General features: G+C 61.9%; 13 protein-coding genes. 5 read left to right on the top strand and 8 right to left on the bottom strand.

Features of this window, described 5'->3' with window-relative positions; genetic code table 11:
* Positions 1-22 precede the first annotated feature (22 nt).
* Positions 23-628 carry a TetR/AcrR family transcriptional regulator gene (locus M3P21_RS02410; RefSeq protein WP_249706505.1) on the top strand — a complete coding sequence of 202 codons (606 nt, stop codon included), beginning with the start codon at positions 23-25 and terminating at the stop codon, positions 626-628.
* 30 nt (positions 629-658) lie between these two features.
* On the opposite strand, the gene M3P21_RS02405 is transcribed toward M3P21_RS02410, so the two are convergent.
* On the bottom strand, positions 659-1,414 hold the full coding sequence (locus tag M3P21_RS02405) for a helix-turn-helix domain-containing protein (RefSeq protein ID WP_249706502.1): 756 nt from the start codon (positions 1,412-1,414) through the stop codon (positions 659-661).
* A 108-nt stretch (positions 1,415-1,522) separates the two neighbouring features.
* On the opposite strand from M3P21_RS02405, the gene M3P21_RS02400 reads away from it, so the two are divergent.
* Positions 1,523-2,059: a peroxiredoxin-like family protein gene (locus M3P21_RS02400; protein WP_249706500.1), complete on the top strand. Its 537-nt coding sequence runs from the start codon at positions 1,523-1,525 to the stop codon at positions 2,057-2,059.
* 16 nt (positions 2,060-2,075) lie between these two features.
* Here M3P21_RS02400 and M3P21_RS02395 read toward each other — a convergent pair whose 3' ends face one another.
* The 4 genes from M3P21_RS02395 to M3P21_RS02380 are packed head-to-tail and all read right to left on the bottom strand — an operon-like array spanning position 2,076 to position 7,631.
* Positions 2,076-2,816, bottom strand: coding sequence for a maleate cis-trans isomerase family protein (locus M3P21_RS02395; RefSeq protein WP_249706498.1), 741 nt, complete (start codon positions 2,814-2,816; stop codon positions 2,076-2,078).
* On the bottom strand, positions 2,813-3,877 hold the full coding sequence (locus M3P21_RS02390; RefSeq protein ID WP_249706496.1) for a pyridoxal phosphate-dependent aminotransferase: 1,065 nt from the start codon (positions 3,875-3,877) through the stop codon (positions 2,813-2,815). The genes M3P21_RS02395 and M3P21_RS02390 overlap by 4 nt, the downstream gene beginning before the upstream one ends.
* The gene (locus M3P21_RS02385) at positions 3,874-5,532 is read right to left on the bottom strand and encodes a hydantoinase B/oxoprolinase family protein (protein WP_249706495.1); all 1,659 of its coding nucleotides are present in this window, start codon (positions 5,530-5,532) and stop codon (positions 3,874-3,876) included. The genes M3P21_RS02390 and M3P21_RS02385 overlap by 4 nt, the downstream gene beginning before the upstream one ends.
* Complete coding sequence (locus tag M3P21_RS02380; protein ID WP_249706493.1) at positions 5,529-7,631, bottom strand: hydantoinase/oxoprolinase family protein; 2,103 nt, start codon at positions 7,629-7,631, stop codon at positions 5,529-5,531. Before M3P21_RS02380 ends, M3P21_RS02385 begins: the two co-directional genes overlap by 4 nt.
* Positions 7,632-7,879: 248 nt before the next feature.
* On the opposite strand from M3P21_RS02380, the gene smpB reads away from it, so the two are divergent.
* The 3 genes from smpB to M3P21_RS02365 all read left to right on the top strand — a co-directional run bounded on the left by smpB (position 7,880) and on the right by M3P21_RS02365 (position 10,458).
* Entirely contained in the window at positions 7,880-8,356 is a 477-nt protein-coding gene (gene smpB / locus M3P21_RS02375) for an SsrA-binding protein SmpB (RefSeq protein WP_249706492.1), read from the top strand.
* A 63-nt stretch (positions 8,357-8,419) separates the two neighbouring features.
* Positions 8,420-9,274, top strand: a complete 855-nt coding sequence (sseA, locus tag M3P21_RS02370; RefSeq protein ID WP_249706490.1) for a 3-mercaptopyruvate sulfurtransferase — start codon at positions 8,420-8,422, stop codon at positions 9,272-9,274.
* Positions 9,274-10,458: an amino acid aminotransferase gene (locus tag M3P21_RS02365; RefSeq protein ID WP_249706488.1), complete on the top strand. Its 1,185-nt coding sequence runs from the start codon at positions 9,274-9,276 to the stop codon at positions 10,456-10,458. Before sseA ends, M3P21_RS02365 begins: the two co-directional genes overlap by 1 nt.
* Positions 10,459-10,491: 33 nt before the next feature.
* Here the strand turns inward: M3P21_RS02365 and M3P21_RS02360 are convergent, their stop codons facing one another.
* The 3 genes from M3P21_RS02360 to M3P21_RS02350 all read right to left on the bottom strand — a co-directional run bounded on the left by M3P21_RS02360 (position 10,492) and on the right by M3P21_RS02350 (position 12,749).
* On the bottom strand, positions 10,492-10,917 hold the full coding sequence (locus M3P21_RS02360) for a hypothetical protein (protein ID WP_249706487.1): 426 nt from the start codon (positions 10,915-10,917) through the stop codon (positions 10,492-10,494).
* 135 nt (positions 10,918-11,052) lie between these two features.
* Positions 11,053-12,378, bottom strand: a complete 1,326-nt coding sequence (amtB, locus tag M3P21_RS02355; protein ID WP_249706485.1) for an ammonium transporter AmtB — start codon at positions 12,376-12,378, stop codon at positions 11,053-11,055.
* Positions 12,379-12,410: 32 nt separating this feature from the next.
* Positions 12,411-12,749, bottom strand: a complete 339-nt coding sequence (locus M3P21_RS02350) for a P-II family nitrogen regulator (RefSeq protein ID WP_249706484.1) — start codon at positions 12,747-12,749, stop codon at positions 12,411-12,413.
* Between the last annotated feature and the right edge of the window lie 70 nt (positions 12,750-12,819).

The following is a 12,819-nucleotide window of genomic DNA, read 5'->3' as shown; positions in this document are numbered from 1 at the left end:
CCAGGCTTTATAGGAGGACGCCATGACCACCTGCGACACCACAAATGCGTCCAAGCAAGCGCAGATCATCGATGCCGCCGTGGCCGAGTTCCAGGAAAAGGGCTTTGCCGCTGCCAGCATGGATCGCATCACCGCACGCGCCGAAGTGTCCAAGCGGACGGTCTACAAGTATTTCGAAAGCAAGGAAAAGCTGTACCAGTCGATCGTGCGAATCCTCTATGAGAAATTCGCCGATGCGCTGAGCATGGCCTATGACCCGAGCCGCGATATCCGCGCGCAACTGACCGACCTCGCCTGGGCCGAGGGGCGCCTGCTGACCTCGCCCGAGGTGATGGCCATTGCCAAGCTGGTCGTCAGCGAGAACCTGCGCAATCCGCAACTGGCCACGACGGTACAGGGCAAGATCGATTCGAAACGTGTCTTTACCGAGATGCTGCGCGATGCGGCCCGCGACGGCCAGCTCAGCGTGGAAGAGCCCGAAGAGGCCGCCGAGCAGTTCATCGCGTTGCTCAAATCCAAAGCCTTCTGGCCGGTGATCCTGGGTGGTGATATCCTCAGCCAGACGCAAATGTCCCGCGTCGTGGACAACACCGTCGACATGATGATGAGCCGATACGGCACCGCATAGCTACCGCGTCACAACCGGAGTGTCATCCACTCAGAGGGCCGGGATGGCCCGATCCTCGGCGGCGGCTTTTCTGATCTGGGTCGGGGTCTGTCCGTATTCCTGCGAGACCGCGCGACTCAATGCCTCGGGCGAGCCGTAACAATACCGGTTCGCCACACGCTGCACCCGGTCACCCCTTTCGATGTCCTGCCGCGCAAGGGTCAAACGCCATTTGCGCAGATAGGCCAGCGGCGTCACGCCCACCGCCTTGCGGAAAAGCTCGGCAAAACGGCTGACCGACAGACCCGCCTCCTGCGCCAGCAGATCCACACGCCAGTCCTGCCCGGGCCGGTGGTGCATGGCCACGATGGCGCGGCTGAGCCTGGGGTCGGCCAGGCCACCCAGCAACCCGACCCGCATCTGACCCTGCTCGATCTGTCGCCGCATCAGCCGAACCAGCAGCACCTCGCCCAACCGGTTCAGCACAGATGCCGACCCGCAACGGGCGGCTGCTTGTTCGGCAAGCAGCAGATCCACCACCGTGCGCATCTCTGAATCATTGGTCAGGTCTTGCCGGATTTCGGGCGGCAGAGCCGCCAGCAGCGGGTTCTGTGACCCACCCCAGCAAACTCTTGCGCTTAGCAGAACCGAGTGCTTGTCAGGCTCTAACAAGTGCAAATGACCACTTGTGCCATAGATCAGGCAATCGGGTTGCACATCCCCTACAACCGCAAAATTGGCCTCCTCCACCGCGCAGGGACGTACGGAGAGGGAAAATCGCGACATAAGGGCAGAAAGACGGTCCATTATCAGGATTTCGGATCAGGTTTCGAGGTTTGGATCAGGTTTTTGCTATTTTCCTGATGCTAACTTGCGATATCCCTGTCGACAAGCCTCACACACAGGAGACCCATAATGCTGATGCCGCGCCAGAAAACCCCCGACCTGTCTGTCCCCACGCTGGACCATGGCGAATTCGATCTGACCACGGACGGGTCGGAAAAAGGAACGGTGATCTGTTTCTATCGCGGCTTGCACTGCCCGCTCTGCGCCACCTACCTGACTGAACTGGAAAAGCGAGTGGACGATTTCGCAGAACGGGGCGTGAAGACCCTGGCGCTCAGCTCAGATGGTCAAGGGCGCACCCGCGAGATGGCCGACAAGATCAAATCGACCAAGCTGCGATTCGGCTATGACCTGTCGCTGGAAAAGGCGCGGGAATGGGGGCTCTATATCTCGACCTCGCGCGGCAAGACGTCGATCGGGATAGAGGAACCAGCGCTGTTTTCCGAGCCGGGTCTGTTCATGGTGACACCCGAGCAGTCCCTCTATTACGGCTCGGTTCAGACGATGCCATTTGTGCGGCCGCATTTCTCGGAGCTTGTGGGCGCGCTGGATTTCGCGATCGCCAACAACTACCCGGCACGGGGCGAATATCAGGGGTCCGTCTGATCGCGTCGCACGGCTATTACAAGCAATCGAACAGGCGCCCCGGCACCATGGGATGTCGGGGCAGGCCCAATGCCCGCATCAAACAGAACATCATCGCCTGATTGGAGGTAACGACCGGTTTGCCCAGCGTCGCCTCGACATGGTCGACAACCTCAACCGACCGCATGTCGGTACAAGACAGGACGATCGCCGCGGCCTGATCGTGATCGGCACGGCAGGCAAGGTCGTGGATATCATCGGGCCGCAGCTCTCCCTGCCCGTAATTGCCAAGCTCTCTGCCGATATCGGCACAGTGCATGGTCTCGATCCCTTGGCTTTGCAGAAAATGCACCGCCTGCCGGTTGATCTCACCTAAATAGGGCGATGAAAACCCTACCCGCCGAACGCCCAGAGCCTGCAGCGCCTCAACCAGCGCCCCGGCAGCGGTGACGCACCGGGCGCCACACATGTCAGAGATGTTATTGGCCAAGTTAGTGTCGAATTCCGGCCCATGGGTGAGCGTCGCACTGGTACAGCCATACAGCACGATATCGGGGCGAACCCCGGCGATCATCCGCAGATCATGGCTGATGTCCGAGGCCCCCAGACCAGCCATCTGCTCCGCTCCGGGTATCTCATCCACATCATACCCGCCCATGCGCTGTACATGCAGCGTCGTGCCGGGCACTCGCATTCGCATCAGGTCGGGTTCAAGATTTGTGTTGGTATAGGGCACCAGCACGCCGATCCGAGCCAGTCCGCGATTTTCAAACCTCATGTCAGCGCCTCCTTCAGGACCGTAGCCGCACGTTCCATCACGGGTGCGTCGCAGATCGTGGCGCGCAGGCAGTTCGGCAGGCCATATCCCGCCATGCCCCGCATCAGCAGGCCCGAACGCCGTAGCGCCTGATCGACTCGCGCCGCCCGGTCTGCGCTGTCAAAGCGAAGCAAGACAAAATTCGTGTGGCTTGGCAGCACGTCGATACCCATTGCGCGGCAGCGCTCCGAGAATGCCTCGCGGATCGAACCGGTTCTGGCGACGACCGCGCGCATATGGACCTGATCGCGCATCGCCGCCGCCGCCATCCTTTGCGAGGCGGAGGCGATGTTGTTGGGATTGAGCAGCTTGCGCAACTCGCCCGCAATTGCGGGTGGGAAACAGCCCCAGCCAACCCGCGCCCCAGCCAGCGCATAGGCTTTGGAAAACGTGCGCAAGACGACGGTATCGCCACGCAAGGCAAGCGCGAATATCTCGGATGGGTCCTGCGCGGCATCACAAAACTCGCCATAAGCCTGATCGACGACCAGCAGCACGTCACCGGGAAGGTCTGCGCGCAGGCGCAGGATGTCGGCATTCGACACCATGGTGCCGGTGGGGTTCCCCGGATTGCACAGAAAAACCACCGCCAGATCGGGGGTCACATTGTCAAGGGCCGCGTCGACCGATACGGCCAGATCGGGCTCCGGCACCTGCCGGTAATGCGCCTGCGCCTGTAAACTGGCGGTGGCCGCGAAAGCATAGCTATAGGCGCTGCCCAGAACCGCGCGCCCCGGACCCGCATAGGCGCGGATGAGACAGCCGATCAACTCCATTGATCCTGCACCACACAGGATCATATTCGGGTCTAACATGTGTCTTTCGGCAATTGCTTGCCGCAGCTCGCTCCAGTCGGGATCAGGGTAGAGTGGCGCTTGCGCCATCTCGTCGCGCGCGGCGGCCAGCGCCCTTGGGCTGGGCGGAAAGGCGCTTTCGTTCTGCGCCATCGAGACAAGATCGCCGCCAAGATCAGCCAGCGCATAAGGCGCCATCTCTGCCACATGAGGAACCGGTCGGATCATGGTTTACCTCCCTTGTAGTCGCGCATCACGCCCGCTTTGGTGACCAGCCCGCGCTTGAGATCACACGCGATGGCCTCCGGGTCGCGCTGTTCCGGCGGGCCAAACCCGCCACCGCCCGGCGTTTCGAAGATCAGGTGATCCTTGGGACCCACCCGCAATTCGCACTTGCCGGGCAGGTCCTCGACCGCGCCGCGCAGGCGGATGCGGCCCGGTGCGCCCGGCGCACCCCCGGCCCGCCCGAGGGCCGGATATTTCAGGCGCTCGACCGACAGGAACACCAGAAACGGCGCGCCATTGGCTGATGACATCTCGATCCGCTGTCCCAGCCCGCCCCGATAGGTGCCCGCGCCGCCCGAATCGGGCCGCAACTCGCGCCGCCAGACGGTGACCGGGGCAACCGCTTCGGTGATCTCGACCTGCGAGCCAAAGACGCCCGACGGGTAGGCGGTGGCCGACAGGCCATCTGCGTAGGGCCGTGCGCCGGTGCCGCCGTTATGCACCGGCTCTATCGCGAAACCGCGCCCGCCCCCACGCAGCACTTCGGGCGCGTGGCGCATCGGCAGATCAAACATGCAAGAGGCCCCTTCGGCAGGCACCAGATCGGGCAGCGCCTGATGCAGGCAGCCAAACACCAGATCCGGCATCAGTTGCCCCAGCGTATGACGCATGGCCACCGGCGCAGGCCGTTGCGCGTTCAGGATGCACCCGGCAGGGCCATCCACGGTAAACGGCGCCAGCGACCCCGCGTTGTTGGGAATATCCGGCCCGACGATGCAGCGCAGCGCGAAGACCGAATAGGCCGTCGCATAATTGAGCGGGACATTGATACCCTTGCTGGAACATCCCGAAGTCCCGGTGAAATCCACATGAACACCTTTGTTAGAGACGGTCAGAGCCGCGCGCAGCTCCAGCTCGGCCTCGTATCCGTCTGTGCGCAGCAGGTTGTGATAGACACCGTTCGGCACTTCGGCGATGGCTTCCAGCGTGCCGCGCCGCGAGGTGTCGATGATGTAGCTGCCCAGCGCCTCAAGATCGTCGAGGCCGAACTCCGCCATCGTTTCAACCAGACGCCCGGCACCCGCCTCACAGCACGCGATCAGGGCATAGATGTCGCCTTCGTTGGCGATGGGTTCCCGGCTGTTGGCGCGGATGATCTCCATCAACCCTTCGTTCAGCGCACCTTGCGAGACCAGTTTGCAGGGCGGGATGAGCAGGCCCTCGTCGTAGATATCCGACCCTTCCGGCCCCATACCCAACCCGCCCAGATCAACCAGATGCGAGGTGCAGGCGGTGAAGCCCACCACTTGGCCTTGCCGGAAGGCGGGCATCAGCAAAAGGAAATCGTTCAGATGCCCCGAGGCGAGCCAGGGATCGTTGGTCATATAGATGTCGCCTTGCTGCATCTGCGCCGTGGGAAAGCGCCGCATCAGGTGCTTCACCGCCTCTGCCATGGTGTTGATATGGCCTGGCGTTCCGGTGACCGCCTGTGCCAGCATCCGGCCCTGCGCGTCAAACAGCCCTGCCGAGATATCGCCGCATTCGCGCACGATCGGGCTGAAGGCGGCGCGGATCAGGGTCTGTCCCTGTTCTTCGACAACGGCCAGCAGGCGGTTCCACATGACCTGCAACCGGGCGGGAGAGAGAGCGTTTGTCATTCGGCACCTCCTTTGGCGTGACGGGTCAGGACCAGATTGCCCATCGCATCGACCTGTGCCTTGAAATCGCTGGACACCAGTGTGGTGGTCTGCGGCTCGGTGATCAGCGCTGGGCCTTCTATTTGGTCGCCGGGCTGCAGCGCCTCGCGCTTGACCAGAGCAGCTTGCCTTGGCGTCCCGTCCACATCGCAGATTATCGGAGTCGATTGCGTGGCAATATGGTCTCTAACTTTGGGATTTTCGACACATTTCCTCACAGGTGTGCTGTGCGTCGATACCCTGGCCGACCAGTTGAGTATCTCGATCTCCATCCCCGGAACCGGTCTGGAGAACTGGTTGCGGTACTCGGCATCAAACGCCTCAGTGAGAGCGGGCAAATCTGAGTGCGTCAGGGGGCGGTCGGGCAAGGCGATCTCGATCTCATGGCCTTGTCCGGCGTAGCGCATGAACGCGCTGCGCCGTGTCAACCTTTCAGCATCGCCCGCGCCCTGGGCCACCACCACTTCGGCCTCGCCCAGCATCTGAGCGAACAACGCGTTGATCTGCGCAACTGGCAACGTGCCCAGACGCGCGTAGCGGGACCGCACAATTTCGAACGAAACCGGGGCGAACAGGAACCCGACAGCCGACCCAACGCCGGGATTGGGCGGGATCAGGATGCGCGCGACCCCGGCCGATCGCGCCAACCGGCTGGCATGCAGCGGCCCATTGCCGCCAAAGGCAATCAACGTACGGCTGCCCAGGTCCTTGCCGGATTCCACCGCATGCATCCGCGCTGCCGAGGCCATGCTTTCCTGAACGATCCGACTGACCCCATCCGCGGCCTCGGCCGCCGACAGGTCGAGCGGCGCGCCGATCTGCTCGCCCAGCGCCACATGCGCAGCCTGCGTGTCGATCCGTATCCGTCCATCGGCAAACCCCTCGGGTCGCAGGAATCCCAGCTCGATATCGGCATCGGTGACCGTCGGCGCGACGCCACCAAGCCCGAACGCTGCCGGACCCGGCTCTGACCCGGCGCTTTTCGGGCCAACCGTCAGCCGCCCCAACCGGTCGACACCGGCGATCGAGCCGCCGCCTGCACCGATCTCGATCATCTCGATCACCGGAATGCGCACCGGCATGCCCGAACCCTTGATGAAGCGCGCCGCGCGCGCAATCTCGAAGCGGCGCGAGGTTTGCGGCTGCGCAGTATCAATCAGGCAGAGCTTGGCGGTGGTGCCCCCGACATCCAGCGACAGGACGTGGTCCAGCCCGGCCTGCGCCGCGATATGCGCGGCCAGTATCGCGCCACCCGCCGGGCCGGATTCGACCAGACGGATCGGAAAGCGCGTAGCGGTGTCCAGCGTGCACATGCCACCACCCGCCGTCATCATCAGTATCGGGCATACCAGCCCTTCGGCCTGAAGCAGAGACTGTAACCGTTCCAGATAAGACGCCATCAGAGGCTGGATATAGGCGTTGGCCACGGTGGTGCTCAGACGTTCGAATTCACGCGCCTCGGGGCTGACCTCGGACGAGATCGACACGGTCAGACCGGGCCGGGCCGCAAGCAGACTGTCCCGCAAACGGTGCTCATGAGCGGGGTTGGCATAAGAATGCAGCAGACAGATCGCAACCGCCTCGGCGCCGCAGGCGACAATCTGCTCCAGCAGCGGCGCGATGGCACCCTTGTCCAGCGGGCGCAACACCTGACCCTGCACCGACATCCGCTCAGGGATCGTGAACGCGCGGTCGCGGGGCACCAGAAAGTCGGGTTTCTCAAGGCTCAGGTCATATTGCGCATAGCGGCGCTCATAAGCGATTTCCAGAATGTCCCGAAACCCCTCGGTGGTGACGGTGGCGACCCGCGCGCCGCGCTTTTCGATCAGTGCGTTGGTGGCCAGCGTGGTGCCGTGGACAAACCCGTCGATCTCACTCAAACCGTGGTCGGCCTGCGCCAGCACGTGCCGCGCGCCCTCCATCGCGCCAAGCGCGGGGTTTTTATGGGTGGTCAGCGTCTTGGTGGACCCGACGATCCTGTCATGTCCGGACACCAGAACCGTGTCGGTGAAGGTGCCACCGATATCGATTGCCAGCCGCAGCCTTGGGGAAAGTTTCATCTGTCATTCCAAATCTTGCCGTCATCCGTCACGTTTACCGGCCATCCGGCCGAAGCACGCGTCAGGCGACCAGATCACTGCCGGTGGCGCGGCGATCGAGCCGTTTTGGAATGTGCAAACAGGTCATGCCCTCAGCCTTTCAGGCCGAAACCGCCGCCGCTTGCCAATTTGCGACCTGCGCGGGCCGAAACGGTGCCAGATGCGACACCGCTTGCACCGGGCGACAAGCGCGCCTAAATCTGCCCCCCATGGCCAAAGAGAAAACAAACCCCAATTACAAGGTAATCGCCGAGAACCGGCGGGCGCGGTATGATTATGCGATCGAGGACGACATCGAATGCGGCATGATCCTGGAAGGGTCCGAGGTCAAATCGCTGCGCGCGGGCGGCTCGAACATCGCCGAAAGCTATGCCGCCGTCGAAGAGGGCGAATTGTGGCTGGTGAATTCTTATATCGCGCCCTATGAGCAGGCAAAATCCTTCAAGCATGAGGAACGGCGGCGACGCAAGCTGCTGGTCTCGCGCAAAGAGCTGTCCAATCTGTGGAACGCGACCCAGCGCAAGGGCATGACGCTGGTGCCGCTGGTGCTTTATTTTAACCACAAGGGCATCGCAAAGCTGAAAATCGGCGTCGCCAAGGGTAAGAAAACCCATGACAAGCGTGAAACCCAGGCAAAACGCGACTGGTCCCGGCAAAAACAACGGTTGCTCAAGGATCATAGCTGATCACGCCTTGCGCCATGGAAACCGCTTGTATAAGCCCAATTTGCGATAACGGCGGAGGCTCTGATGCAGGATGATCCGAAAACACTGGTATCCACCGACTGGTTGGCCGCGCATCTCAAGGACCCCGACCTGCGGGTGCTGGATGGCTCCTGGTATCTGCCGCAGCAGGGCCGCGATGCGCTGGCCGAGTATCAAGAGGCCCATATCCCCGGCGCGCGTTTCTTTGATATCGACGACATTTCCGACCGGCGCTCGGACCTGCCGCATATGGCACCGCCGGTGGAAAAATTCATGTCTCGCCTGCGGGCGATGGGCGTCGGTGATGGCCATCAGGTCGTGATCTATGACGGTGCCGGGCTGATGTCTGCCGCACGGGTCTGGTGGCTGTTTCGTCTGATGGGCCAGAATAATGTCGCTGTGCTGGATGGCGGCTTTCCCAAATGGCGGGCCGAAGGGCGCGAGATCGAGGATCTGCCACCCGTGATCCGTGACCGGCACATGACGGTGCGGGTACAGAACCAGCTGATCCGGGATGTGACCCAGGTCTCGGCCGCCGCCAAGCTGCGCGATCACGAAATCATCGATGCAAGGTCGCCGGGCCGCTTTGCCGGAAGTGATCCCGAACCGCGCGAGGGGCTGCGCTCGGGCCATATTCCGGGGTCGCGCAACGTGCCCCATACCATGCTCCTGAACAAGGACGGGACGATGAAATCGCCCGAGGCCTGCCGCGCCGTCTTCGAAAGCGCTGGCGTGGACCTCAAGAAACCGGCGATCACCACCTGTGGCTCCGGTGTGACTGCCGCCATCCTGTCGCTCGCGCTGGAGCGGATCGGCAAGTCCGACCATTCCCTTTATGACGGCTCCTGGGCCGAATGGGGTGCCTTCCCCACCCTGCCCGTCGCAACCGGAGAAACCTGATGTTCGAACACCTCAAGCCGCAGCCCGCCGACAAGATTCTGGCGCTGATGCAGATGTATCGCGAAGACCCGCGCGACCAGAAAATCGATCTGGGCGTCGGCGTCTACAAGAACGCCGAGGGCATCACTCCGGTGATGCGCGCGGTCAAGGCGGCCGAACGACAGGTCTGGGAGGAACAGCAATCCAAGGCCTATACCGGGCTTGCCGGTGATCCCGCCTATTCGGATGCGATGATCAACCTGATCCTGAACGGCGCGGTACCGCGCGAAAACGTCGCTGCCGTCGCCACACCGGGCGGTACCGGAGCCTGTCGGCAAGCGTTTGAGCTGGTGCGCATGGCCAACCCTTCGGCACGGATATTTGTTTCGAACCCGACCTGGCCGAACCATATCTCGATCCTGAACTATCTGGGGATCGAGATGGTGCCCTATCGCTATTTCGACGCCGAAACACGCGGCGTCGATTTTGACGGCATGATCGAAGACCTGAAACAGGCGCGCCCCGGCGATGTTGTGCTGCTGCATGGCTGTTGCCACAACCCGACCGGTGCGAACATGAACCTGATTCAGTGGCAGGACGTGGTGAACCTGATCAACGAACAGGGCCTGATCGCGATGATCGACATCGCCTATCAGGGCTTTGGCGACGGGCTGGAGGAAGACGCCGCCGCCACGCGGCTGGTGGCCTCATCAGTCAGCGAATGCCTGATCGCGGCGAGCTGTTCGAAGAATTTCGGGGTCTATCGCGAGCGTACCGGCCTGCTGATGGCGATCAGCGCGGATGCAAGCCAGACCGCACTCAATCAGTCCACGCTGGCCTTCCTGAACCGCCAGAACTATTCCTTTCCCCCCGATCACGGGGCGCGTGTCGTCACCACGATCCTGGGCGACGTCGCCCTGCGCGCTGATTGGCAGCAGGAGCTGGAAGAGGTCCGTCTGTCGATGCTGGGCCTGCGCCAGCAACTGGCCGATGAGCTGCAGCGTCTCTCCGGCTCGGACCGGTTCGGGTTTATCGCGCAGCACCGTGGCATGTTCTCACGCATCGGAGCGGCGCCGGAACTGGTCGAAAAGCTGCGGGTTGAGCATGGCATCTACATGGTCGGCGACAGCCGGATGAACATCGCCGGCCTCAATGCGCAGACAGTGCCGATTCTGGCACAGGCGATTGTCGAGGTCGGCGTCTAGCCCCCCATAACGCACCCGGTCCAGCCGGGTGCGTCACGTCACCTGATAATGCGGGTGGTAGATTGAATAGACCCGCACATATCTGAACCGATCATTCTCGCTCACCTCATAAAAGGCGCACATCATCAGCCGGAAGGATGTGCCCGCCTTGTGTTGCACACCCACCCATTCCAGATCCTGCTTGCAGCGGAAATCAATCGGGGCCTCGGTTGCGATCAGGCTTGGTGTGGTGACGAAATGGATATGCGGTTGGATCGTCTCTTGCATGATCTCTGACACGCCGGTCCAGAAAGCAACGGCTGACGCCTTTCCGCTGTTGATCTTGGCCTTTGGAATGTACTCGAACACCGCGTCCGGCTCATACCATTTGTCGTAGAAATCCCCGTGGGTCATGCCGGTTCCGGCGCAGGCCCCGTTGAAATCCGCGATATAGTCCCTGTATTGCGCTTCGGTGATCATCGGCGTGCTCCGTCCATTCCTGCCCACCAACAATGCCCCGGCCACCATCGCAAAATCAAATGCTCATGCGCTCATCCATCCGCAGCAAAAAAGGCCCCGGCGGAACCGGGGCCTCCGACGCTTGCGGCAAAGGTGTCAGCCTTTCGAAAACTCGGGATAGGCTTCCATGCCCAGTTCCGCCATATCGAGGCCGTTGATCTCATCCTCTTCGCTGACGCGGATGCCGACGGTGGACTTCAGGATGGTCCAGAGGATCAAGGCGCCAACAAAGGTGAACACACCATAAGCGACGATCCCCAGCAATTGCGTACCCAGGCTTGCCTCACCGTAGAAGATCACGGCGATGGTGCCCCAGATACCGGCAAACAGGTGAACCGGGATCGCACCGACAACGTCGTCGATCTTGAACTTGTCCAGCATCGGGACCGCGAAGACCACGATGATGCCGCCAACAGCGCCAATCCAAAGAGCACCAAACAGGCTCGGGGCCAGCGGTTCGGCGGTGATCGACACCAGACCGGCCAAAGCGCCGTTCAGCACCATGGTCAGGTCAGGCTTCTTATACAGCAGCTGTGTCAGGATCAGCGCGGCAACTGCACCCGAGGCTGCGGCCATGTTGGTGTTGGCAAAGATGCGCGACACGTCCGAGACATCACCCACGGTGCCCATCGCCAGTTGCGAGCCGCCGTTGAAGCCGAACCAGCCCAGCCACAGAATGAACGTGCCCAACGTGGCCAATGCCAGGTTGGAACCGGGCATCGGATGCACGCGACCATCTTTGTACTTGCCGATCCGAGGACCGAGGATAAGCGCGCCCGCCAGGGCAGCCCAGCCGCCGACCGAATGCACGATGGTCGAACCTGCGAAGTCCGAGAAGCCAGCCTCGGACAGCCAACCGCCACCCCACTGCCAGGACCCCGAGATCGGATACATCACGCCGGTCAGCACGATCACGAATATCAGGAAGGGCCACAGCTTGATCCGCTCGGCCACGGCACCCGATACGATCGACGCGGTCGCCGCCACAAACACCAGCTGGAAGAAGAAATCCGACCCGACCGAGGCGTAATCCAGTGCCGCCGCATCGGCGCCCACGCCTACGGGATCCAGCACGGTTGTCGAAAAGAACGGTCCGACCCAGCCCGCAACGGTCCAGCCATCGCCGGGATACATCAGGTTGAATCCGATCAGCCAGTACATGATCGCGGCGAATGAAAACAGCGCCACGTTCTTGATCATCTGCATGGCCACGTTTTTCGACCGCACCAGCCCGCCTTCGAGCATGGCAAAGCCCGCAGCCATGAAGAAGACCAGAAAACCGGCCATCAAGAACAGCAGCGTGGTGAAGATATATTGCGTATGCAGCGCGGCCTCGCCTGTGGCGGCGGGTTCTTGCGCAAGCCCCAGCTGCGGCACCGCGCAGATCGCGGCGGCAGGAATGAGTGATTTCAAAAGGTTCATGTTTTTTGTCCCTGGAATTGGATTGGCTGCGCTCAGAGGGCGTCTTCGTTGATCTCGCCGGTGCGGACGCGGACCGCCTGCTGCACGTCGAGAACAAAGATCTTGCCGTCGCCGATTTTTCCGGTCTTCGCGGTGGTCGCGATAGTGTCGATCACCTGATCGACCATGTTGGCGGACACCACGATCTCGAGCTTGATCTTGGGCACGAAATTCACCGCATATTCGGCGCCGCGATAGATCTCGGTATGCCCCGATTGCGAGCCAAAGCCCTTGATTTCCGTTACCATCATCCCGCGCACGCCGGCCTCGGTCAGCGCTTCGCGGACCTCCTCCAGCTTGAACGGTTTGATTGTCGCTATGATGAGTTTCACGTTGTTCCCCTTCGTTTCACCGGTGTGGTCCGGTATTTTGCATGTGCAGAAACTTCCCGGATTCCCTGGG

Origin of the sequence: Ruegeria spongiae (assembly GCF_023502395.1) — a bacterium.
In the GTDB taxonomy this organism is placed as follows: domain Bacteria; phylum Pseudomonadota; class Alphaproteobacteria; order Rhodobacterales; family Rhodobacteraceae; genus Ruegeria_C; species Ruegeria_C spongiae.
Note: the sequence above shows the minus strand (reverse complement) of the source record. Positions and strands in the feature narration are given on the sequence as shown.

What these genes read in the sequence shown, in the direction of transcription:
- smpB (WP_249706492.1), top strand. Translation starts at nt 7,880, where the DNA reads ATGGCCAAAGAGAAAACAAACCCCAATTACAAGGTAATCGCCGAGAAC.
- M3P21_RS02390 (WP_249706496.1), bottom strand. Translation starts at nt 3,877, where the DNA reads ATGATCCGACCGGTTCCTCATGTGGCAGAGATGGCGCCTTATGCGCTG.
- M3P21_RS02410 (WP_249706505.1), top strand. Translation starts at nt 23, where the DNA reads ATGACCACCTGCGACACCACAAATGCGTCCAAGCAAGCGCAGATCATC.
- M3P21_RS02385 (WP_249706495.1), bottom strand. Translation starts at nt 5,532, where the DNA reads ATGACAAACGCTCTCTCTCCCGCCCGGTTGCAGGTCATGTGGAACCGC.
- M3P21_RS02400 (WP_249706500.1), top strand. Translation starts at nt 1,523, where the DNA reads ATGCTGATGCCGCGCCAGAAAACCCCCGACCTGTCTGTCCCCACGCTG.
- M3P21_RS02405 (WP_249706502.1), bottom strand. Translation starts at nt 1,414, where the DNA reads ATGGACCGTCTTTCTGCCCTTATGTCGCGATTTTCCCTCTCCGTACGT.
- M3P21_RS02395 (WP_249706498.1), bottom strand. Translation starts at nt 2,816, where the DNA reads ATGAGGTTTGAAAATCGCGGACTGGCTCGGATCGGCGTGCTGGTGCCC.
- M3P21_RS02365 (WP_249706488.1), top strand. Translation starts at nt 9,274, where the DNA reads ATGTTCGAACACCTCAAGCCGCAGCCCGCCGACAAGATTCTGGCGCTG.
- amtB (WP_249706485.1), bottom strand. Translation starts at nt 12,378, where the DNA reads ATGAACCTTTTGAAATCACTCATTCCTGCCGCCGCGATCTGCGCGGTG.
- M3P21_RS02380 (WP_249706493.1), bottom strand. Translation starts at nt 7,631, where the DNA reads ATGAAACTTTCCCCAAGGCTGCGGCTGGCAATCGATATCGGTGGCACC.
- M3P21_RS02360 (WP_249706487.1), bottom strand. Translation starts at nt 10,917, where the DNA reads ATGATCACCGAAGCGCAATACAGGGACTATATCGCGGATTTCAACGGG.
- sseA (WP_249706490.1), top strand. Translation starts at nt 8,420, where the DNA reads ATGCAGGATGATCCGAAAACACTGGTATCCACCGACTGGTTGGCCGCG.